Source organism: Chlorogloea sp. CCALA 695 (genome assembly GCF_003003885.1).
In the GTDB taxonomy this organism is placed as follows: Bacteria; Cyanobacteriota; Cyanobacteriia; order Cyanobacteriales; family Chroococcidiopsidaceae; genus Aliterella.
Window position 1 is genome coordinate 1 of the sequence record NZ_PVWN01000001.1, and the last position, 20,255, is coordinate 20,255.

Genomic DNA, 20,255 nt, shown 5'->3' on the forward strand with positions numbered 1-20,255 from the left:
GCCGGATGAGTCGAAAGGTTCGCGTCCGGCTTTGTAGGAGAGGTGCGGGGTATAATAACCCCCATCGACTCTAACAAGTGTGGAGGCAGAAAAACTATGCCTAAAATCCAGAGCGATCGCCCCCAAAGGTTTAAAATTTGGCAATGGCGATATCTGCTTTTAGCACTAATGTTTAGTCTCTTGATTGTTGCTTGCGATCGCATTTCTACAAGCAATCAAGATTTAGTAAGCGCAGCTTTAACAGACAATAAAGTCCTCAAAATTTGGTGGGACAAAGGTTTTACCCTTGAAGAAGATGAAGCGCTCCAGCAAATTGTTAGTAATTGGGAAAAACAAAGCGGCAACAAAGTCAAGCTATCTTTTTACAGTACAGATGAGCTATCGCAAAAGGCAGAAAGAGAGCTTAGGACTGGGGATCTGCCCGATTTAATTGCCATGTTCAAAAGTGAAAAATCTCTTACCGCTCGTCTAGCTTGGGAAGGTAAACTTGCGGATGTTTCCGATGTAATTGCACCCGTCAAAAGCCTATATTCAAAAAATATTTTACAAACAGTTAACTTCTACAATCAAACCCTTCAAAAGCGCAGTTACTACGCCTTACCGATTCATCAAGCAACAATTCATGTTTATTATTGGCGAGATTTGTTAGAAAAAGTCGGACATAGTACCAAGGATATTCCTACTAATTGGGCTGGTTTCTGGCAGTATTGGCAGCAAAGACAGGATGAACTGCGGGCAAAAAACATCGATATTTATGGTTTAGGATTGCCGCTATCGGTAGCCGCCGGAGATACCTATCAGACTTTTGAGCAATTTTTAGAAGCCTACGATGTTCAAATGTTAGACGCTAATGGACAACTCCAAGTTGATAATTCCCAAGTGCGTCAAGGCATTGTAAAAATTTTAAATTGGCACATTCAAGCTTACAAACAAGGTTATCTACCACCGGATGCGTTGCATTGGTTGAATCCAGACAACAATCGCAATTTACTTAACCGCAAAGTGTTGATGACCACTAACGATACACTTTCCATTGCTACAGCATTGCGTCAAGACCCCGAAACCTATCGCAAAAAGCTAGGAGTATTGGAATTGCCTAATAAACCTAGCGGTCAAAAAATGCGTTACTTAATTACAGTGCAGCAAGTCATTTTGTTTGCCAACTCTCAAAATCAAAAGATTGCTAAAGACTTTTTAGCCTACTTAATTCAACCGGAAGTTATTGGTAATTATCTTAAAGTTTCTGGAGGTCGGCATTCCCCCGTACTTAAACCTAATTGGCAAGATCCTTTTTGGACAAATCCCCAAGATCCTCACGTTTCGACAGCGACGAAGACAATTACTCAAGGTCAAACACGCTTATTTTATACTTTCTATAATCCTGCTTACAGCCTAGTTTTGCAAGAAAATGTCTGGGGTCAAGCGCTCAAAAAGGTATTAGTGGATGGTGTTTCGGCAGAAATAGCCGCCGATGAAGCGGTTGCGCGCATTAAACAAATTTTTGCTCAATGGTAAATTATGCGCTCTAGCAATCAGCACCTTACTACTAAAGTCGCTAGTTTGTTCCTGCTTTGGTCTTTAGTAGCTATTGGGGTTGTAGGCGGTGTAGCTTTTTTTAGAGCCAGGGAAGCATTGAAACAAGCAGCTTTTAATCAACTTAGCGTTGCTGCGACTTTAAAAGAAGAAGAAATTACTCGCTGGTTTCAAGATCGCCAACAAGACTTTTTTGCGATCGCGCGCTTCCCTGAAATCCGCCAACTCAAAGCTCAAAACTACGACCTGGCAACCAGTAAACGGACTTTTAACTACCTAGTAGAAATTGTCCAAACTAAGCCAGATTTTCAAGAAATTTTTATTCTCGATCGCAGCAATAAAGTAATTTTATCTACTAATAAGCTCCATGTTGGTCAGTATGAGATTTTAGCCGACACTACCTATATTGAGAAAATTGAGCCGGGAAACACTGCACCGATTTTTTACGTTTCCCCCGTCACAGGCAAACCCACCGTCACCTTCGCCACACCCCTTAGAGATGCTGCAGGAGTCCGTCAAGGCGTAATTTTGGCTCATTTGAACTTAGCTCGAATTGATCGCATTGTGCGGGAGCGTACAGGCTTAGGTAAAAGCGGCGAAACCTATTTAGTTGGCTCTTGGGTCGTTAAAACGTTTATTTCTAAAGCAGATAAAACTGACCTAGAAACATTTTCTATGGGGATTAGCAGCCAAGGAATTGATACTGCTACCAGTGGAATTAGTGGATTTGGGCTTTATCAAAACTACGCCAAAGTCCCAGTAATCGGCGTGTATCGCTGGTTAAACGCACAAGACTTAGCTTTATTGGTGGAAATGGAGCAAGCAGAAGCTTTTACCCCAGCGCGTCAACTAGCCGGGACGATTGTTTTAGTAGGACTTGTATCGGTGGGATTGCTATCGATAGGAGTGTATTGGCTAACACAACAGTTGCAAATTTCCCGCGAACAATTAGAAAATTACAGCCACAAATTAGAACAAAAAGCTCAAGAGTCTCTAGCTGCTAACCGTTCTAAAAGTGCCTTTCTAGCTAATATGAGCCACGAATTGCGGACACCTCTTAGCGCTATCCTTGGCTTTACTCAATTAATGACGCGCGATCGCACTCTTGGTTCTTCACAATTAGAAAATTTAGCAATTATTAGTCGCAGTGGCGAACACTTATTAACCTTGATTAATGATGTTTTGTCAATGTCCAAAATCGAGGCGGGGAGCATAACTCTAGACGAAAATAGCTTTAATCTTTATAATCTCTTGGATTCTTTAGCCGAGATGTTTCTTCTTAAAGCTGAAGCTAAGGGACTAGAGTTGATTTTTGAGCGTAGTCAAGACTTACCGCTTTACCTCTACGCCGATGAAAGCAAATTGCGTCAAGTATTGATTAACTTACTAGGTAACGCGATTAAGTTTACTGAAACCGGGAGAGTGACTTTACGCGCGTCGGTAGTTATGAGCAACGAACATTTAACCCTGCACTTTGAAGTTGAAGACACAGGTACAGGAATTGAATCCCACGAATTAGAAAAATTGTTTAAACCTTTTGTACAAACTCAAGCTGGGCAAAAATCTCACCAGGGAACAGGTTTAGGTTTGTCTATTAGTCAACAATTTGCCCGTTTGATGCGTGGAGAAATTGCCCTAAAAAGCACTCTTGGTCAAGGTACAATTTTCTCCTTCAATGTCCCCGTTAGCAGGGCGCAAAGACCTGAAGAAGTTGAACAACGGCAAAAACAGACTAGAGCAATTTCTTTAGCGCCCCATCAGCCTGCATACCGTATCTTGGTAGTAGAAGATAAGTGTGATAATCGTCAACTGTTAGTCAAACTTCTGACATCCTGCGGTTTTGAAGTCCGTGAAGCCGAAAACGGACAAGTAGGCATAAATATTTGGCAAACTTGGGAACCTCACCTAATTTGGATGGATATGCGTATGCCTGTAATGGATGGATACGAAGCTACAAGGCAAATTAAAGCTCATTTAAAAGGTCAATCTACAGTAATTATCGCTCTTACTGCCAGTGCCTTTGATGAGGAACGAGCCTTAGTATTATCGGCGGGTTGCGATGACTTTGTTTGCAAGCCTTTTTTAGAAGAAGTCATCCTCGAAAAAATGGCTAAGTATTTGGGAGTGCGCTACTTATACGAAGATAGCCAACCACAGCCCAAGGAAACAGTTTGCTATGCGCTCAAAACCGAAAATTTAAGAGTTATGCCCCAAGAGTGGATAGAGCAGCTACACCAGGCAGCATTGCGTACTGACGAACAACAAATTTTTAGCTTATTGCAGCAAATTCCCGCAGCAAATGCACACTTAGCAAAGGCTCTGGCTGAAACCGTTAATAATTTTCGGATCGATAAAATCATTGATTTATCCCAACCATGAATAACCAACCAGAAAAAGTAAATATTCTTGTAGTAGACGATAAGCCCGACAACCTACGGCTTTTATCTGCTTTGCTTGGTCAACTGGGGTACGAAGTTCGCAAAGTAATTAACGGACAAACGGCTTTAAAAACTGTCCAAGCGGCTCCCCCGGACTTAATTTTACTAGATGTGATGATGCCTGACATGAATGGTTATGAAGTCTGTCAACACTTAAAAGCTTCTCCGCTTACGTGCGATATTCCGGTAATTTTTATCAGCGCCTTAGACGAGGTACTTGATAAAGTTAAAGCCTTTGCTGTAGGAGGAGTAGACTATATTACAAAACCTTTTAGTGAAGAAGAAGTTTTTGCGCGGGTAGAAAACAACTTAACAATCCGCAGACTGCAAAAGCAACTAAGACTTCGCAATATTCAATTACAAAAAGAAATATGCGATCGCCAAAAAGCCGAAATACAGCTAATCCGCAGTGAAACAAAATTTCGCAATCTCTTTGAAAACGCCCCCATTGGCATCTTTAGCGCCCACCTTAACGATGGGCTAATTGTAGAAGTTAACCAGCATTTTATTGGGATGCTCGGTTACAGTCACGCCGAAGTAATCAACCAAAAAACTATTGCAGACTTCTATGTTGCTCCGGGCGATGAACAGTTAATGCTCGCACAGCTTCAAATTAAAGGCAAGGTAGATAACTTTGCCGCCTATTTCATTAAACGCGATCGCACTCCTATCCGAGTATTAATTTCTGCACGGATGAATGTAGAAAATAATTGCTTGCACGGGGTAGTAATGAGTCATAGGTGATAGCTGCGGCGCGATCGCAAAAATATTGATTGTACAATACTGATTATTTCTCTAAGTTCAGACTTGTAGATCGCTTCACGACCAGTTTTAACTTGGATTGTTGTCAATGTAAATAAAAAATGAGTTGGGCAACATAAATCAATATTAGTCAGTCTAGAGACATAGATTTTGATTAAACTATGACTTTAACTCACAGCGATACGCCTCCGAAGATGGCTAATTGGTCAGTCTTGATTGCTACTGGCTTGATTGGATTTGCTTGGCTAGTGCTGAATTATACGGCGTTGCAGTGGCTATTTGCATCTTTTAGCAATACTTCCATCTTTAACTTAATAATTTTTGGCGTGGTAGCAACGATTTTATTAGTCCAAGCTATTCACCATCGCCGCAAACTAGGCTTATCTGCTACCCCTAGATTGCACCCAGCGCCTCTAATACTGATGTTTGGAAGTACAGTAACTAGAATTGGTTTGCAATGGCTGTTAGATGTTCCCCAAATTGGCGTATTGCTATTTGCGATTGCATCTTATGGCTTAATTGGGTTATTTATTGCTCCTAATGTCTGGCGCAAAGGACTTCCGGCGGCGATTTTTGCCGCTTGTATTTTGCCGTTTAGCGTTCAATTTGGTACGGGTTTGGGGTTTCCTGTCCGAGTAATTACCGCACAATTAGTTGAACATATCCTTGCTTTTTGGCATATTGCGGCGATTTCTTCCCACGATATTATTGTGCTAGAAAATAGCATTGCTCAAGTAGATTTGCCCTGTAGCGGGTTAAAAAGCTTGTGGACTGGCACTTTATTTTTGCTGGCGGCTACTTGGTTAGAAAATCGGCTGCTTAGGTTTAAATGGTTGCTAGTTTGCGTTACAAATATTTTGCTGCTGATCGCTGCTAATACAGGCAGGATATTACTTTTAGTTTTAATTAGCAATGTAGGCGATCGCCCCGATTTGGCGGCGATACTTCATGTACCGCTAGGTTTAATTGGTTTTATTACGGCGGGGTTGTTTAGTTGGTTGCTATTACAAACTGTTCCTCGACACAAAAATACACCACCCAAAGCGGAGACACTCAAAACTCCTCCATTAGGAAATTTGAAACCTTTAACGCAGCAAATAATTGTTGGTAGTTGTATTTTAGGACTGGCTTTAATTCCGCACCCCCGAATGGTGACAACCAGCGCGATTGCATCTATCAATTTGCCTGCACAGATGAACTCAGAGCCTTTACAGCTTTCGGCGATAGAAAAAGACTTTTTTGCTAATTACGAGGGTGCGATCGCTCAAAAGTCCCGCTTTGAGTGGCAAAACATGGCTGGATCAATCCTCTTAGTTAGTAGTAACTCGGTGCAAGCTTACCACGCGCCCGAATTGTGCCTTGTAGGTAATGGTTTGAAAATAGACACTATGAAACCCTTACAACTATCACCACAGGTTTTAGGGCGTTGGATTTCTATTAATAACGGGACAATGGCGGCTACTTATTGGTTTCAATCACCTAAGCATACAACCGATGACTTTTTAACCCGCCTTTGGGGAGGAATGACGCGCAAAGACCGTTTATGGGTAATGGTTTCAGTGCTTTTTGATCGCAGCCAACAGCCCGATACACCAGAAATACAAGCTTTTACAACTAATATTCACGATGCGATCGCATCTTCCCTAACTGGAGTATAAATATGCAAACAAAATCTGCGGGAAAAACCTTGTTTACAGTTTTCTTTTGGATGTTTAATTTAACTTTGCTGCTAATTGGTTATGTGGGTATTTTACCTTTTCTGGGTACGGCAATTATTGCGGATGCTTTTAAAGGACAAGTCCCCTTTGATTTGCTGTTACCATTGGTTGGTTTAATCGGCGTACCAACTACTACTAGCCTTTTGAGTCTGACTAAAGCCAAACCCCAAGCTTTAGAAAATGTGGAGACTGGGAAACGCAAATTTAGTTTTCGGTCGTTATCTACAATTCCGCTATTTTATGGTATAGAAGCACCGTTGCTAGTGCTGTGTTCAGTGCGTTTTTTTTGGCTAAAAGAACTTAACGCTGGTAGCACAATTATTTTATTAGCTGGCTGTGTAAGTCTTGGTGCTTTCCTGCATCAGCTAATTTATGGCAAACCCACTACAACTAGCGGTACTTGGGTAAAGTTAGCGCTTCATAGTTTGATACTTGCGATCGCACTATACATCCTAACGCTGGCGTTGTTTTATGCAATCCCCCTCAGCGCCGCTATTATATACGGTTTATTCAGTACACCAATACAAGTTCTCTTTTTAGTAATTATTTACGGAATATTTTTGTCTCCCGTAGCTATAGTTATTGTTTTAAGCGCTACTATTCCTTTTGGAATGGCTTGGATTTATATTCAAGCTTGGCGAAATAACTTAAATGATTTTGCCTCAAGGTACGGCTGGACTAAAGCGTATGTAGGCACAATTGCCGTAATAATGTCGGGATTGATTGCAGTTATCGCCGTACAAAAACAGCCACAAGTTGAAGTTTTTGCCGCACTCCAAAAGCCAATAACTACTGAACGCGATCGCTCTTTATTATTACAAAAGTCTGAAGAAATCCGCAAAGGCTTAGTTAATGCTTACTTAGCAACTTACCGCTATCAAGATTACGGACGAGAAAATACCAATATCCGCAATCTTTATAACAGCGTTTTTAATTTGGGAGAAGATTTTAGTCAATCATTGCAAAACACTTACAATGTGTTAGTTTCACCCTTTTTGTACGATGGTAAACGCACAGACAGAGATACCGCTACTAAGTTATATTCAGATTTTTTTGATGTCCCAATTTTGCGTGGTGAACAAAAAGCCGTCCAAAAAGCCGTAGAAGCTACCTTTAATCGCAGCGAAGCTAAAGCGGGATTGCTAAATATTAACGAGAAAAAAGTTTGGTTAGCCGAACAAAGAGTAAAAACAACAACTAAAGGTGATTGGGCGGAGGTAGAGTTGTATGAAATCTATGAAAATCAAACTTTTGACAGTCAAGAGATAGTTTACTCCTTTTCTTTACCCCCAAGCGCAGTAATTACTGGCGTATGGTTAGGAAATAGCAGCGACTTATCAGCGCGTTTTCCCTTTACCGTTTCCACTCGTGGCGCGGCGCAGAAAGTATATACAGAGCAAGTTAGACGCAATGTAGATCCAGCTTTACTAGAGCAAATTGGCCCAAATAGCTACCGTTTGAGAGCTTTCCCTGTTTTACCTGATAAAAAGACACCCTTACATCTATGGATGACTTACCAAGTCTTGCAAACAAAAGCGGGAATTGCTTTACCGCAACTGAGTGAAAAGCGTAATATTTTCTGGACTAAAGATACAAAACGCCTAAATAATGGCAGCAGTGTAGCTGATCAAGATAGTTGGTTTGCAAGTGCGATCGCAGCAACTCCAACTACACCTTTATTACACCAAATCAACTTAAACGGCTATCAAATTACCGGAAAACCTTTATCTAACGAAGATTATCGCTTACCCGAAGGCGATCGCATTGCCGTAGTTTTAGATACGTCTTACAGTATGGCGAAGCACACCAAAGAAGCCGTTAAAACCTTTAAATGGTTAAAAGCACAAGCTGTTTCCAGCAATGACTTTGATATCTATGTAACTTCAGCGCCAGGAGTTGCACCCAAAAAGTTAGACGATTTAGCAGAATTTGATGTAGAAAGGGCAACTTTTTACGGCACAATGCAGCCATTAGAGATGTTGCGACAATTTGAGAACTTGCGCGGCGAGAGTAATTACGATGGGATTTTATTAATAAGCGATCGCGGTAGTTACGAATTAGGAGACGATAAAGCAAAAGCTTTAGACTTACCTGCACCTTTATGGATAGTACATTTAGGCGGAGTACAAAGCGCCTATGACGATGCAATTTTTGAGACAATACAAGCTAGTGGCGGGGGAGTTGCAACCCAAGTACAGGAAGTAATGCAGCGTTTCGCTACTCAATCAGCGTTAGCACCGGGAGTTATTGGGGTTGAAGATGGTTATGCGTGGTTTGGGGAAAAAAATAATATTCCCGCCGATCCTAACAATGAATTTAACCCCTTTGCAGCCAGACAATTGATTAATTACTTAGGTCAAGATCGAGATTTAAAAGCCATTGCAAATCTTGACGGGATTCATAAAGTAGCCAAAGCCGCGCAAATTGTTACGCCTTATTCTTCAATGATCGTACTTGTCAACGACCAACAAAAGAACGATTTGAAACAAGCAGAGAAAGAGAGCGATCGCTTTAAGCGCGAAATTGAAGACAAACAAATGCCCACATTCAACAATCCACTAGCCGTTTCCGCCGTTCCCGAACCCGCCGAATGGATGCTGATAATTATAGGTGCGATCGCACTGGGAATAATTATTAAACGTAAAAAAGAAAATGCGATCGTGTAAGTGTCTAAATTAAACGCTTAATTGTGAATCATGTAAGCGAGGTTTAAACCTCGCTTTTTAATACCTATGCTTTGAGTCTTGTATTATTTGACACAATTATAGTAAATATGCGGATAAACAAGGCAAGTTATATCCGTTTTTGAGCGAAAGCTTTAAGTTTTTCAGTAATCCTACTGTAGACACTGTGGTATCTACTGAGAGAGACTTTAATTTCACAAAGTTTTTGTGAAGCAGTAGACGTGAGGTAAGTTGTTATGAAGCCCGATACTTACAACAATCAAAAGTTTTGCACAAATACAACCAACGTTGCTAATAGAAGGTTTTTGCCTAATAATTAAACCGCGAGCTTAAAAACCCCTATGCAAAGGTAAATCTATTGAGATTCCACTCTTTAAAGTACACTTTTTCAGAGGGAAAGTTGGGCGAAATTAATATTAATTTTTCTAAGCCAAACTCTCATGACTAAAAACTGGTTGTTCGAGATAATCGTGTAACTTTTCCATAGAGTCATATTTAGAAAAGATTAAATCTTTAGGTTTAAAATTAGTTAAGAGTTTAGTTAGACAGCTAGATGGCGAAATTGAAATAAATATTATTAACGAGACAGAATTTAAAATTATACTTCCTTTAAATACAGATGGATTTAATAAATAAAACAATAAATAATCCAAAAATATTGATCGTAGAAGACGATATTATTGTGTCAGAAGTTATTAAAGAAAACTTGTTGGTGCTAGGATACATAGTTACTGCGATCGCAGATTCAGGAGAACAAGCGCTCAGAGAAGTCACGCTTATCCGCCCAGATTTAGTTTTGATGGACATTTTCCTAAAAGGTAAGATGGACGGCATCCAAGCATCAGCAAAAATATGGGACGAATTTGAGGTTCCGGTAATATATCTAACCGCTAACTCAGATATAAATAAAATTCAACAGGCAAAAAATACAGCGCCATTCGGTTATATTATTAAGCCATTTGATGTAAGAGAATTGTACACTACAATCGAAATTGCTTTACATCGACATAAATTAGAAAACCAACTAAAAGCAAGAGAACAATGGTTAGCAACAGTGCTGTCAAGTTTAGGTGACGGTGTAATTGCGACAGATGATAAAAGTTGTATAACCCTACTCAATCCCGTTGCCGAGGTACTAACAGGATGGAAGCAAAAGGACGCATTTGGAAAAAATGCGACAGAAATATTCAATATTGTTCATGAAGAAACTCGCATTGCAGTTGATAGCCCGATCGCCCAAGCTTTGCAATTAGGTATTGTAGTTGGCTTACCAAAACAGACAGTATTAATTAATAAAAATAGTGTAGTAATTCCGATTGATGATAGTGCGGCACCGATTTTAGACGATAGAGGCGAGATTACGGGTGCGGTGCTTGTGTTTAGAGATATTACCGAACGCAAGCAATCAGAAAAAGCACTGCGCGAAAGCGAGAAGCGTTTGGCTTGGCAAGCTAGTCATGATTTGCTAACAGGACTTGTAAATCGACGTGAATTTGAGCAGCGCGTAGAACACCTATTGCTAAGTGTCAAAACAGACAAGGAGCAGCATTCCATTTGTTATATAGACCTAGATCGTTTTAAAATCGTCAACGATACCTGCGGTCATGCGGCGGGAGATGAACTACTACGACAAGTGGCTAATATAGTTACAGTTCAAGTGCGGGCGGCCGATACTGTTGCTCGTTTAGGCGGAGATGAATTTGGTTTATTGCTTAATAACTGTCCGACTCCGCAAGCATTGCGAATTGCTAATACCATCCGGCAAAAGCTAGAGGAATTTCGTTTTATTTGGCAAGACAAAATTTTTACAGTGAGTGTCAGCGTCGGTTTGGTTGGGATTGATGCCGAGAACGATGTGGCAAGTATACTTAATGCGGCGGATGCAGCTTGTTATGCAGCTAAAAATGCTGGGCGCAACCGTGTACACATCTATCGGTCAAAGGACAACGATCTAGTCGCTCGATATGGTCAAATGCAATGGGTTTCCAGAATTCATCAAGCTTTAGAAAATAATAGTTTTTGCCTTTATTGCCAACCGATTGTTTCTTTAGATGCCACTAAGGCAAGTCAGGAACATTACGAAATCTTGCTCCGCCTCCAAGAAGAAACGGGCGACATAATACTGCCAATGGCGTTTATTCCGGCGGCGGAACGTTACGGTTTGATGCACCTTGTTGATCGCTGGGTGATTCGTACTCTTTTTACTCATCTTGGGCAGTGCTATCAAGACGGATATGGTTTAGAAAAGCGCGATAGCGACAGCGCGCCCGGTAACGGGCTTCGCACTTTTTATGCAGTCAACCTCTCTGGTGCGAGTATCAATGACGATGAGTTTATTGACTTTTTGCATGAACAATTTACATTGCATCAAGTTCCCGCCCAAGCAATCTGCTTTGAAGTTACTGAAACAACTGCAATTATTAACCTCAACAATGCTAGTAAGCTAATTCGGGAAATTAAAAGTCTTGGATGTAGTTTTGCTTTAGATGATTTTGGTAGCGGGATGTCTTCTTTTGCCTATCTTAAGAATCTACCAGTTGATTACTTAAAAATAGATGGCAACTTTGTGAGGGGAATTGTTGAGGTTCCAACCGATTTAGCATTAACCGCAGCCATTAATCAAATCGGTCATGTGATGGGTTTGAAAACTATTGCTGAATTTGTAGAAAATGATGCTATTAAGCAAAAGCTTACAGAGATTGGGATAGATTATGCTCAAGGCTATGGCATTGCTAAACCACGCCCTTTTAAATTGGCTGAGGCATCTAGATAAATTATGCTTCTGTACTGGCATTTGGAAGCGGCACATTAGTCTGAAAACTGCACCTTGTACATCTCAAATAGTTCTCCCGACTGGCGCGAAACGATCTTAGCATTAGCTGCTTTTAAGGTTTCTTCCCACGCAGAAATCGGTTCTAAAAATACCTCTGTACCTAAATAGGTTTCTAAAATTGCCCAATCTTCTACTAGGGGCTTTTCAGGATTGAGAATGTCAAAAACAAACTGACCACCGGGTTTTAGTACCCGCTTGACTTCTGCTAAAATTAAGTTCCAGTAATCAAGCTCGTAATACTGGCTCCAACCAGTTGCGATCGCTAAATCAAACTGCGAAGCTGCGTATTGCAATTGATCGGCTGATCCTAACTCTACACCCTTAAATAACTTTGAATTAAGTTGAGAACCGCGACTATTTAAAGCATCTCGGGCTACTATACTAATTTCTTGCCCATAAAAGTATGCGTCCCACTCGCGCCAAGGATAAATCAAAAAACTGACACCGCAACCAATATCCAAACAGCGCCAGTGTTTTTGCGGTTTAGCAATCTCCCAAAAATTAGAATTGATTCTATTTGCCAGTGTACCCGCAGTCCATTCTAAAAAAATTGGCATCGCCTCAACTTCTGGGGGAAGGGCAAAACCTTCACCTTTGTATTGTTTGTCAAAACGTTTCGCTACCTGTCCTACTATCGCCTGAGCGCTATCTGTGGCATTTTGACGACCAAGAAAGTTAAAACCTTCCTCAGATAGGTGCGAATCCCGTTTTTTTGCCATAAGGTTGCTCTTGATAGTACGTTAACTAGCGTACACCTTCTCCCGCCTGACTTCTTTTTTGCGATGGGGTAAGGCTTATACCATGAAGTTAAATTATCAATTAGGAGATATCAATTATGGATGAATGTATATGCACAGTCTGCGGATACACTTACGATCCAGCGCAAGGAGATCCAGACTCCGGCGTAGAACCAGGTACTCCCTTTAAAGACATAGCAGCAGATTGGGTATGTCCTGTTTGCGGAGCTACAAAAGAAGAATTTGAAGCCCAGTAGGCTGAAAAAATAATTCGTGCATATCGAACTAACCTAGCTGCAAACAAGGTTTTCAGCTAGGGAAATTATATTTATCACTGGAATTAATTACCTAGCCAACTGTTGTACAGCCAACAAAAAATTAATCTACTACTTTGGATGCAACCTCAGCTTTAGTGTGCTTAATTTCAGTAGCAAGTTCCTCTAACTTGCGATCGTCCATACCCTGGCGAACTTTAGGAAAGAGATCGTTTTCTTCTTCATCCAAATGATTCAGCATAAACGACTGTAATTCCTTGACTTTTTGTTTGAATTGGGATTCGCTAGGATTGATAGATTTAATCTCCAGAACCATTTGATCGCCTTTGTCATGATCTTCGTAACCTTTTGTAATTACTTCGCCCGTACCTTGACAATTGCTTGCTTCTGGGTAAAGAACTTGCTCCTCAGCTTCCGCGTGTATGATGAGAATATTGCTAAGTTTATCAAAACAATCTTGCAGTTCTTGAGGCTCAGTAGTTTCCTCAAGCTCTGAAAAAAGGCTTCTTATCCTGTGATGATCCTTTTCCAGGGTTTCAATAGCGTCCACGTTATTACTCCTTTTTATTACATTTGTCTACTAGCACTTTGAGGACTATGGCTCATAGCCAAGGCGAGATAATCCTTTAAGGTTTGAGGGAAACTATATTTTGTGTTCTTCGTAATCTTCCGAAGACATGGGATCGTCTTCCCAACGGTGAGTGTCTCTTTCTTCTAAAATTTCCGTTGTTCGCAAAAACGCGCTATCGCTCATTTCCAGTCCTACCGCCTTACCAATCTCGTCAACTACATCTTGGTCAGGAGTGGATACAGTACCGCCCACCGCTTCATCCCCTACAGCATCAGCTTCAAGTAAATTTGCATCAATATCGCCACCTGTTAACGTTGCATCGCCAATATCTGCAATAGAGGATTCATGTACGCCTGTACCGTAAGATTCGGTAACTTCTTGAGGTAAATCTGAATTGTCAGTATTTTTATTTTTAGCCATAACTTTTACTGGAGTGCGATCGCATTTGTTCACAATAGCGTTTGTAGAGTTAGGTAACTTATCCCTTGAGATAGAAACAATCTATCCCTTTGGATTGACGAGAACTTAATAGCTGGCTGCCTACTCTTAAATAAAAAGTAAAGAGTGCTATAACAGCATAAATTCAAATAATTATTGGTATATCTCCTCCTTCACAAAGGAGAGCCGTCAATTTTTTAACAAGGGAGTAAAAAATGAGTTCAACGACTGAAGATAAAGGCAATCAAAACGAAGGTAGCGGCGATACTGGAAAATGGGCTTCCTTAATTGGCGGTGGCGCGATGGTGTTGATGGGATTGCGCCAAAGATCGTTGCGTGGGGCATTAATGGCGGTCGCCGGGGGCGGTCTGGCTTATCAAGCCGCCAAAGCTCAAGGAGGCATTACCGAAGCGTTAGGGATGGATAAAACTATCAAAGTAGAGAAAACTGTCACAATTAACAAGCCTGCGGCTGAACTTTACCGTTATTGGCACGATTTCGGCAATTTATCTACTTTTATGAAGCACGTCAAGTCAGTAACAGTCATAGATCAAAAGCGATCGCATTGGGTAGCAACTGCGCCCCTAGGAGCAACCATAGAGTGGGACGCAGACATCATTGAAGATCGGGAAAATGAATTTATTTCCTGGGCTTCGGTAGAAGGTGCGGACATTGATAACTCTGGCTTTATCAGATTTAAACCCGCCCCCAAAGATCGCGGTACAGAAGTAAAAGTAGTAATGGAATACGCACCTCCAGGCGGCGCAGCCACAGCAGCTATAGCAAAACTCTTTGGTGAAGAACCAGAACAACAAATTGGCGATGATTTGCGCCGCTTCAAAATGTTGATGGAAGCCGGGGAAATTGCCACCACTGAAGGACAGCCAAAAGGTAGTTAACTTTTAAGGAATAATACACAAATGAAAGCTGTTTGCTGGCAAGGTGCTAATAAAGTACAAGTAGACACAGTACCAGATCCAAAGATTCTCAACCCACGGGATGCGATCGTTAAAATTACATCAACAGCAATTTGCGGCTCAGACTTGCACATTTACGGCGGCTATATTCCCACAGTCCAAAAAGGTGACATTATCGGTCATGAGTTTATGGGGGAAATTGTCGAAGTTGGAAGTAAAGTAGCTAATTTAAAAATAGGCGATCGCGTGGTTGTACCTTCAACAATTGGCTGCGGTAACTGTTCCTACTGCCAAAAAGACCAATGGTCACTGTGTGACAACTCCAACCCTAACGGCTGGATGCAAGAAAAACTCTGGGGTGGTGTTACGTCCGCAATCTACGGTTATTCCCACTTATTAGGCGGCTATGCAGGCGCTCAAGCGGAGTACGTGCGCGTACCTTTTGCTGATGTTGGTGTCGTTAAAGTCCCTAAAGACATCCCCGACGAGAAATTGTTATTTATTTCTGATGCGATTCCCACAGGTTACATGGGCGCAGAATTATGTAATATTCAACCGGGAGATACGGTAGCTGTTTGGGGTTGCGGTGCAGTGGGCATCTTTGCCATGATTAGCGCCTATATGATGGGTGCAGAGCGCGTTATTGCGATAGACCGTTTCCCTGAACGCTTAGAAATGGCTAGAAAATATGCCAAAGCTGACACTATTAACTACGAGGAAATTAATACAGGCGATGCCCTTAAGGAAATGACGGGCGGCCGTGGCCCCGATTGTTGCCTAGACGCAGTAGGTTTAGAAGCTCATGGCGTGGGCTTTGAAGACTTTTACGACCAGACAAAACAAAAGTTAAAGCTGGAAACAGACCGCCCCCACGTTTTACGCGAAATGATGGTTGCTTGTCGTAAAGGCGGCACGCTTTCAGTTATGGGCGTTTACGGTGGCTTTGTGGACAAAATGCCCTTTGGGGCGCTGATGAATAAGGGCTTGACCATGAGGGCGGGACAAATGCACGGTCAAAAGTATATGCACAAGTTATTGGATTTAGTCTTAACTGGACAACTCGATCCATCTTTTGTTGTTACCCATCAATTGCCGTTAGCACAAGCGCCCGAAGGCTACAAAATTTTTCAGCAAAAAGAAGACAACTGCATCAAAGTTGTACTCAAACCTTAAATTAAAAACCTCACTAAATAACATTATGAAAGCAGTTTGCTGGCATGGCACTAATGATGTACGAGTTGATACCGTACCCGATCCCAAAATTATCAACCCGCGCGATGCAATTATTAAAATTACATCTACCGCAATTTGTGGTTCTGACTTGCATCTTTATGATGGCTACAACCCCACGATGAAGCCTGGAGACATCCTCGGACATGAATTTATGGGAGAAGTAGTTGAACTCGGTAGCGCTGTTAAAAATGTCAATATAGGCGATCGCGTTGTTGTTCCTTTTACCATCTCCTGCGGGTCGTGCTTTTTCTGCAACCGCGATTTGTGGTCGTTGTGCGATAACTCCAACCCCAACGCTTGGATGGTAGAAAAAATCATGGGTTATTCCCCTTCTGGTCTTTTCGGCTACTCCCATATGACGGGTGGTTATGCTGGTGGTCAAGCTGAATATGCCCGTGTTCCCTTTGCTGATACTGGCTTATTCAAAATTCCTGACGGACTAACCGACGAACAAGTTTTGTTTCTTACCGACATATTTCCCACCGGATACATGGCGGCGGAAAACTGCGATATTCAACCTGGGGATACGGTAGCAATTTGGGGTTGTGGCCCTGTCGGACAGTTTGCGATTAAAAGCGCCTATATGCTGGGCGCTGAAAGAGTAATTGCTATTGACCGAGTTCCCGAACGATTGAAAATGGCAGAAGAACAAAGCAAAGCAGAAATCATTAACTACGAAGAAGTAGATGCAGGGGAAGCACTTAAGGAAATGACCGGGGGACGCGGCCCAGATTCTTGTATGGATGCGGTGGGAATGGAAGCCCACGGGGCGGGTTTAGATGGATTCTACGACCAAGCAAAACAAGCGCTGCGTTTAGAAACCGATCGCCCTACGGCTTTACGTCAAGCGATCGTTGCCTGTCGTAAAGGTGGCACAGTGTCTGTACCTGGTGTTTATACTGGCTTTATAGACAAAGTACCGATGGGTGCTTTTATGAACAAAGGTTTGACAATGAAAACCGGACAAACCCATGTACATAGGTACTTTCGCCCATTACTCGAACATATCCAAAATGGGGATATCGATCCTTCTTACATCATTACTCATCGGATGAAAATAGAAGACGCACCCCACGCCTACGAAATCTTTAAGCACAAAAAAGATAACTGCATCAAAGTTGTTCTCAAACCGTGAAATATCTAAACCCTTTTATTCTTTGCCTTCTATCTGCTGTAACTTTTGCATCTACCGCCCAAGCGCTACCCCAAGAAAAAAAGCTAGGCAATATCGAACAAGTTGCCTCTTTTAGTGGCCCTATGCCTACAGGTGTGACTGTTTCCGCTAATGGGAGAATTTTTGTCAATTTCCCTCGCTGGGGTGACAAGGTAGATTACACCGTGGCGGAAGTTAAAAACGGTCGCACGGTTGCTTATCCTAACGCTCAAGTTAATCGCTTAAATCTCAGCAAACAATCAGAGTCCTTGGTTTCAGTGCAAAGTGTAGTCATAGATCCTCAAGATCGTTTATGGCTACTAGATACCGGAAGTATTAAGTTTGGCCCGACAACTTACGGTGGGCCAAAACTAATTGGTGTTGACCTCAAGCAAAACCGCGTCTTTAAAACTATCTTGTTTCCGCAAGAAGTAGCTTTGCCAACAACTTATCTCAACGATATTCGCTTTGACTTGCGGCGCGGTAATGCTGGAATTGCCTACATTACCGATTCTTCCGGCAACGGCCCTAATGGAATTATCGTTGTAGACCTAGATTCGGGTAAAAGTTGGCGGCGATTAAATGATCATCCTTCAACTAAAGCGGTGAAAAACTTTTTGCCTAGCGTGGAAGGTCAAGTTGTCCGCAATCGTCCCTCTGCAAATCAGCCTTCCACGCCTATTACTATTGGCTCTGATGGTATCGCTATTAGTGCCGACGGCAAAACACTTTATTACTGTCCTTTAGCTGGACGGCGATTGTATAGCGTCAGTACCGATGCTTTAGCAAACGAGCAAATAACTGACGAGCAAGTAGCAGCAACGGTTGTAGACTTGGGTGAAAAAGGTGGCGCGTCTGATGGGTTAGAGTCTGATTCTCAAAACCGCGTCTATTTGACTAATTACGAGCAAAATGCCATTCAAAGGCGATCGCCTAATGGTGCTTACGAAACTCTAGTTAATGATGATCGCGTATTGTGGCCCGATACTATGTCTCTAGCTCGTAACGGCTACCTTTATTTCACCGCCAATCAACTCCATCGTCAAGGGCAGTACCAAAACGGCAAAGACTTGCGCCAAAAGCCTTACAGCTTATTTCGCCTCCGCGTTAATGCCCAACCTGTTTTGCTGAAATAGTTACTTAAATTTATAGGAGATACCTATGAGCGATACAAGTGTAAAAAAAGTCGATTCGACTACTTCCCCCACAGGTCAATTAGGACAAAAATATCTCGCCTCTGGTAAGTCTGTCTCTATGCGTTTGTGGGAAAACGAGGAACCAACCCCAGAACCAAAACCCCCAGGTACGCGCGAGTACGAAACCGTTGGTTATGTAATTAGTGGCAAAGCTGAATTACACATTGAAGGTCAAATGATTTTGTTAGAACCTGGCAATTCTTGGGTTGTTCCTAAAGGTTCTTCTCATACTTACAAAATCCTTGAGTCTTTTACCGCCGTTGAAGCTACAAGTCCACCCGCTCAAGTTCACGGACGCGACGAAGATTAAACGGCGGTTGCTGATTAGGTATATAAATTTTGGTGTAGAGACGTTGCATTGCAACGTCTCTACTGGTTTAAAAATCTTAATTGTGTCCTCTATGACATTAATTAAGAAAGGCTAATTAATCGCCCTCAATTTTCTTGCTCCAACTTCGTCAGTCGGGTTTGATGATTATGGCTGTCAAACATCAAACACAAACCAAAGTTAAATATAACCAAACTTGCTGTACCAATCCAAAACCAGCCATCGCCGCTAATTTTTCGACTCAAAGCTTCACCAAATACGCTTAAGCCCAAACCAACGCACAGCAAGCCCCCAACCCCTTTAACTAACCATAATATTTTGTCTTGCTGCATAGCTTAAAAAGAATATTGTTTGAAAACTTTAGTTTGTCCTCTTTTATCAAAAGAAACTACAGCATAAGAGTCTTTTTTACCGCCCATTTCCATTCCTGGCGTACCTACAGGCATACCGGGAACCGCAATACCTCTAATATCGGGTTTTTGTGCTAATAACCGCTTAACATCGTCGCTAGGAACGTGACCTTCCACAACGTAGCCATCAATTATTGCTGTATGACAAGAGGCTAAATCATTGGTTACGCCCTGTTTCTGCTTAAAAGTAATCATGTCAGCAGTGGGAACATTTTTTACAGTAAATCCTTGAGATTGCATATGCTTCATCCAAGCACCGCAGCAAGTACAGGCTGGATCTCGATACATAATTGCTTCGGGAAGATTAGCAGCTTGAACGCTACTTGTCGTTGCTAACAAAATTGTAAAGGCGATCGCCACCCAAGAAAATAGCCGCCGAAAAATTACATTATTAATCATAAATTAACCAAAACGTCCTTGTACATAATCGCGGGTGCGAGAGTGAGTAGCTTCAGAAAAAATTTGAGTTGTAGAACCAAATTCCACCATCTGCCCAATTCGGCTTTCATCAGTGCTGAAAAATGCCGTGTAATCAGACCGCACCGCTTGTTGCCTATTGTGAGTCACAATGGCGATCGTGACTAACGATCGCAAAGTTTTAATCAATTTCTCTATTTTCATTGTAGCGATCGGATCGAGGGCTAAAGGGGGTTCATCCATTAATAAAATTTTTGCCTTCACAGCTAAAGCACGAGCACTACAAAGACGCTGTTGTTGTCCACCCGAAAGCCCCAAAGCCTTCCTTATGTAACTTATCTTTGACTTCATCCCACAATGCCGAGCTTTTAATTACGGATTCGACAATTTCATCCTGCGTTGCTATTAATGTGCATACCGAAGATCGCACTCTCGCCAGTAATATCCCCTCAAGATTTGCTGCCTAATCGATCTAAAGCTCGGTTAAGAAGTAACAATGGTAAAGTCTTTCTGCAACTATAGAGCAGTGATAAGTATTTTACTGTTAAGCAATTTCTTGTTAATTGAGCGGGGAGCAATCTGAAATGATTGGGCTTAACCAAAACTTATAGT

Annotated in this window: 16 protein-coding genes and 3 pseudogenes; 13 read left to right on the plus strand and 6 right to left on the minus strand. The window is 41.8% G+C overall.

Features of this window, described 5'->3' with window-relative positions; translation table 11 throughout:
* Positions 1–96: 96 nt before the first annotated feature.
* From C7B70_RS00005 to C7B70_RS00030, 7 genes and pseudogenes are all read left to right on the plus strand, one after another.
* The gene (locus C7B70_RS00005) at positions 97–1,515 is read left to right on the plus strand and encodes an ABC transporter substrate-binding protein (protein WP_106367031.1); all 1,419 of its coding nucleotides are present in this window, start codon (positions 97–99) and stop codon (positions 1,513–1,515) included.
* Between the two features lie 3 nt (positions 1,516–1,518).
* Positions 1,519–3,912 (plus strand): ATP-binding protein, encoded by a 2,394-nt coding sequence (locus C7B70_RS00010; protein WP_106367032.1) that lies wholly within the window; start codon positions 1,519–1,521, stop codon positions 3,910–3,912.
* Positions 3,909–4,364, plus strand: a pseudogene (locus C7B70_RS27475) (response regulator); the annotation flags it as partial. The gene C7B70_RS00010 and the pseudogene C7B70_RS27475, both read left to right, overlap by 4 nt.
* 27 nt (positions 4,365–4,391) lie before the next feature.
* Positions 4,392–4,715: pseudogene (locus C7B70_RS27480) on the plus strand (PAS domain-containing protein); the annotation flags it as partial.
* 179 nt (positions 4,716–4,894) lie between these two features.
* Positions 4,895–6,391 carry an exosortase O gene (gene xrtO, locus C7B70_RS00020; protein ID WP_106367034.1) on the plus strand — a complete coding sequence of 499 codons (1,497 nt, stop codon included), beginning with the start codon at positions 4,895–4,897 and terminating at the stop codon, positions 6,389–6,391.
* Positions 6,392–6,393: 2 nt separating this feature from the next.
* Complete coding sequence (locus C7B70_RS00025) at positions 6,394–9,117, plus strand: TIGR02921 family PEP-CTERM protein (RefSeq protein ID WP_106367035.1); 2,724 nt, start codon at positions 6,394–6,396, stop codon at positions 9,115–9,117.
* A 676-nt stretch (positions 9,118–9,793) separates the two neighbouring features.
* Positions 9,794–11,908, plus strand: a complete 2,115-nt coding sequence (locus C7B70_RS00030; RefSeq protein ID WP_158260461.1) for an EAL domain-containing protein — start codon at positions 9,794–9,796, stop codon at positions 11,906–11,908.
* A gap of 35 nt (positions 11,909–11,943) precedes the next feature.
* Here C7B70_RS00030 and C7B70_RS00035 read toward each other — a convergent pair whose 3' ends face one another.
* Positions 11,944–12,687, minus strand: a complete 744-nt coding sequence (locus C7B70_RS00035) for a class I SAM-dependent methyltransferase (protein WP_106367037.1) — start codon at positions 12,685–12,687, stop codon at positions 11,944–11,946.
* Positions 12,688–12,803: 116 nt separating this feature from the next.
* On the opposite strand from C7B70_RS00035, the gene rd reads away from it, so the two are divergent.
* On the plus strand, positions 12,804–12,962 hold the full coding sequence (gene rd / locus C7B70_RS00040) for a rubredoxin (RefSeq protein WP_106367038.1): 159 nt from the start codon (positions 12,804–12,806) through the stop codon (positions 12,960–12,962).
* 121 nt (positions 12,963–13,083) lie between these two features.
* Here the strand turns inward: rd and C7B70_RS00045 are convergent, their stop codons facing one another.
* Both C7B70_RS00045 and C7B70_RS00050 read right to left on the minus strand, forming a co-directional pair.
* Positions 13,084–13,530 carry a hemerythrin domain-containing protein gene (locus C7B70_RS00045; protein WP_158260462.1) on the minus strand — a complete coding sequence of 149 codons (447 nt, stop codon included), beginning with the start codon at positions 13,528–13,530 and terminating at the stop codon, positions 13,084–13,086.
* A 93-nt stretch (positions 13,531–13,623) separates the two neighbouring features.
* Entirely contained in the window at positions 13,624–13,971 is a 348-nt protein-coding gene (locus C7B70_RS00050) for a DUF6335 family protein (protein WP_106367040.1), read from the minus strand.
* Between the two features lie 233 nt (positions 13,972–14,204).
* Between C7B70_RS00050 and C7B70_RS00055 the strand changes: the two genes are divergently transcribed.
* The 5 genes from C7B70_RS00055 to C7B70_RS00075 are packed head-to-tail and all read left to right on the plus strand — an operon-like array spanning position 14,205 to position 18,798.
* Entirely contained in the window at positions 14,205–14,888 is a 684-nt protein-coding gene (locus C7B70_RS00055) for an SRPBCC family protein (protein ID WP_106367041.1), read from the plus strand.
* 21 nt (positions 14,889–14,909) lie between these two features.
* A complete protein-coding gene (locus C7B70_RS00060) occupies positions 14,910–16,079 on the plus strand; it encodes a zinc-dependent alcohol dehydrogenase (RefSeq protein WP_106367042.1) in 1,170 nt (389 codons plus the stop codon).
* A 25-nt stretch (positions 16,080–16,104) separates the two neighbouring features.
* Positions 16,105–17,274, plus strand: coding sequence for a zinc-dependent alcohol dehydrogenase (locus C7B70_RS00065; protein WP_106367043.1), 1,170 nt, complete (start codon positions 16,105–16,107; stop codon positions 17,272–17,274).
* Positions 17,271–18,428, plus strand: a complete 1,158-nt coding sequence (locus tag C7B70_RS00070; RefSeq protein WP_106367044.1) for an L-dopachrome tautomerase-related protein — start codon at positions 17,271–17,273, stop codon at positions 18,426–18,428. The genes C7B70_RS00065 and C7B70_RS00070 overlap by 4 nt, the downstream gene beginning before the upstream one ends.
* A gap of 25 nt (positions 18,429–18,453) precedes the next feature.
* Positions 18,454–18,798, plus strand: coding sequence for a cupin domain-containing protein (locus tag C7B70_RS00075; RefSeq protein WP_106367045.1), 345 nt, complete (start codon positions 18,454–18,456; stop codon positions 18,796–18,798).
* A 125-nt stretch (positions 18,799–18,923) separates the two neighbouring features.
* Here the strand turns inward: C7B70_RS00075 and C7B70_RS00080 are convergent, their stop codons facing one another.
* The 3 genes and pseudogenes from C7B70_RS00080 to C7B70_RS28650 all read right to left on the minus strand — a co-directional run.
* Positions 18,924–19,148: a hypothetical protein gene (locus C7B70_RS00080; protein ID WP_106367046.1), complete on the minus strand. Its 225-nt coding sequence runs from the start codon at positions 19,146–19,148 to the stop codon at positions 18,924–18,926.
* 3 nt (positions 19,149–19,151) lie between these two features.
* Positions 19,152–19,625: a DUF411 domain-containing protein gene (locus C7B70_RS00085; protein ID WP_106367047.1), complete on the minus strand. Its 474-nt coding sequence runs from the start codon at positions 19,623–19,625 to the stop codon at positions 19,152–19,154.
* 3 nt (positions 19,626–19,628) lie between these two features.
* A pseudogene (locus tag C7B70_RS28650) lies at positions 19,629–20,037 on the minus strand (phosphate ABC transporter ATP-binding protein); the annotation flags it as partial.
* Between the last annotated feature and the right edge of the window lie 218 nt (positions 20,038–20,255).

Coding starts and splice junctions, on each gene's coding strand:
- C7B70_RS00005 (WP_106367031.1), top strand. CDS start 97: ATGCCTAAAATCCAGAGCGATCGCCCCCAAAGGTTTAAAATTTGGCAA.
- C7B70_RS00010 (WP_106367032.1), top strand. CDS start 1,519: ATGCGCTCTAGCAATCAGCACCTTACTACTAAAGTCGCTAGTTTGTTC.
- xrtO (WP_106367034.1), top strand. CDS start 4,895: ATGACTTTAACTCACAGCGATACGCCTCCGAAGATGGCTAATTGGTCA.
- C7B70_RS00025 (WP_106367035.1), top strand. CDS start 6,394: ATGCAAACAAAATCTGCGGGAAAAACCTTGTTTACAGTTTTCTTTTGG.
- C7B70_RS00035 (WP_106367037.1), bottom strand. CDS start 12,687: ATGGCAAAAAAACGGGATTCGCACCTATCTGAGGAAGGTTTTAACTTT.
- rd (WP_106367038.1), top strand. CDS start 12,804: ATGGATGAATGTATATGCACAGTCTGCGGATACACTTACGATCCAGCG.
- C7B70_RS00050 (WP_106367040.1), bottom strand. CDS start 13,971: ATGGCTAAAAATAAAAATACTGACAATTCAGATTTACCTCAAGAAGTT.
- C7B70_RS00055 (WP_106367041.1), top strand. CDS start 14,205: ATGAGTTCAACGACTGAAGATAAAGGCAATCAAAACGAAGGTAGCGGC.
- C7B70_RS00060 (WP_106367042.1), top strand. CDS start 14,910: ATGAAAGCTGTTTGCTGGCAAGGTGCTAATAAAGTACAAGTAGACACA.
- C7B70_RS00065 (WP_106367043.1), top strand. CDS start 16,105: ATGAAAGCAGTTTGCTGGCATGGCACTAATGATGTACGAGTTGATACC.
- C7B70_RS00075 (WP_106367045.1), top strand. CDS start 18,454: ATGAGCGATACAAGTGTAAAAAAAGTCGATTCGACTACTTCCCCCACA.
- C7B70_RS00080 (WP_106367046.1), bottom strand. CDS start 19,148: ATGCAGCAAGACAAAATATTATGGTTAGTTAAAGGGGTTGGGGGCTTG.
- C7B70_RS00085 (WP_106367047.1), bottom strand. CDS start 19,625: ATGATTAATAATGTAATTTTTCGGCGGCTATTTTCTTGGGTGGCGATC.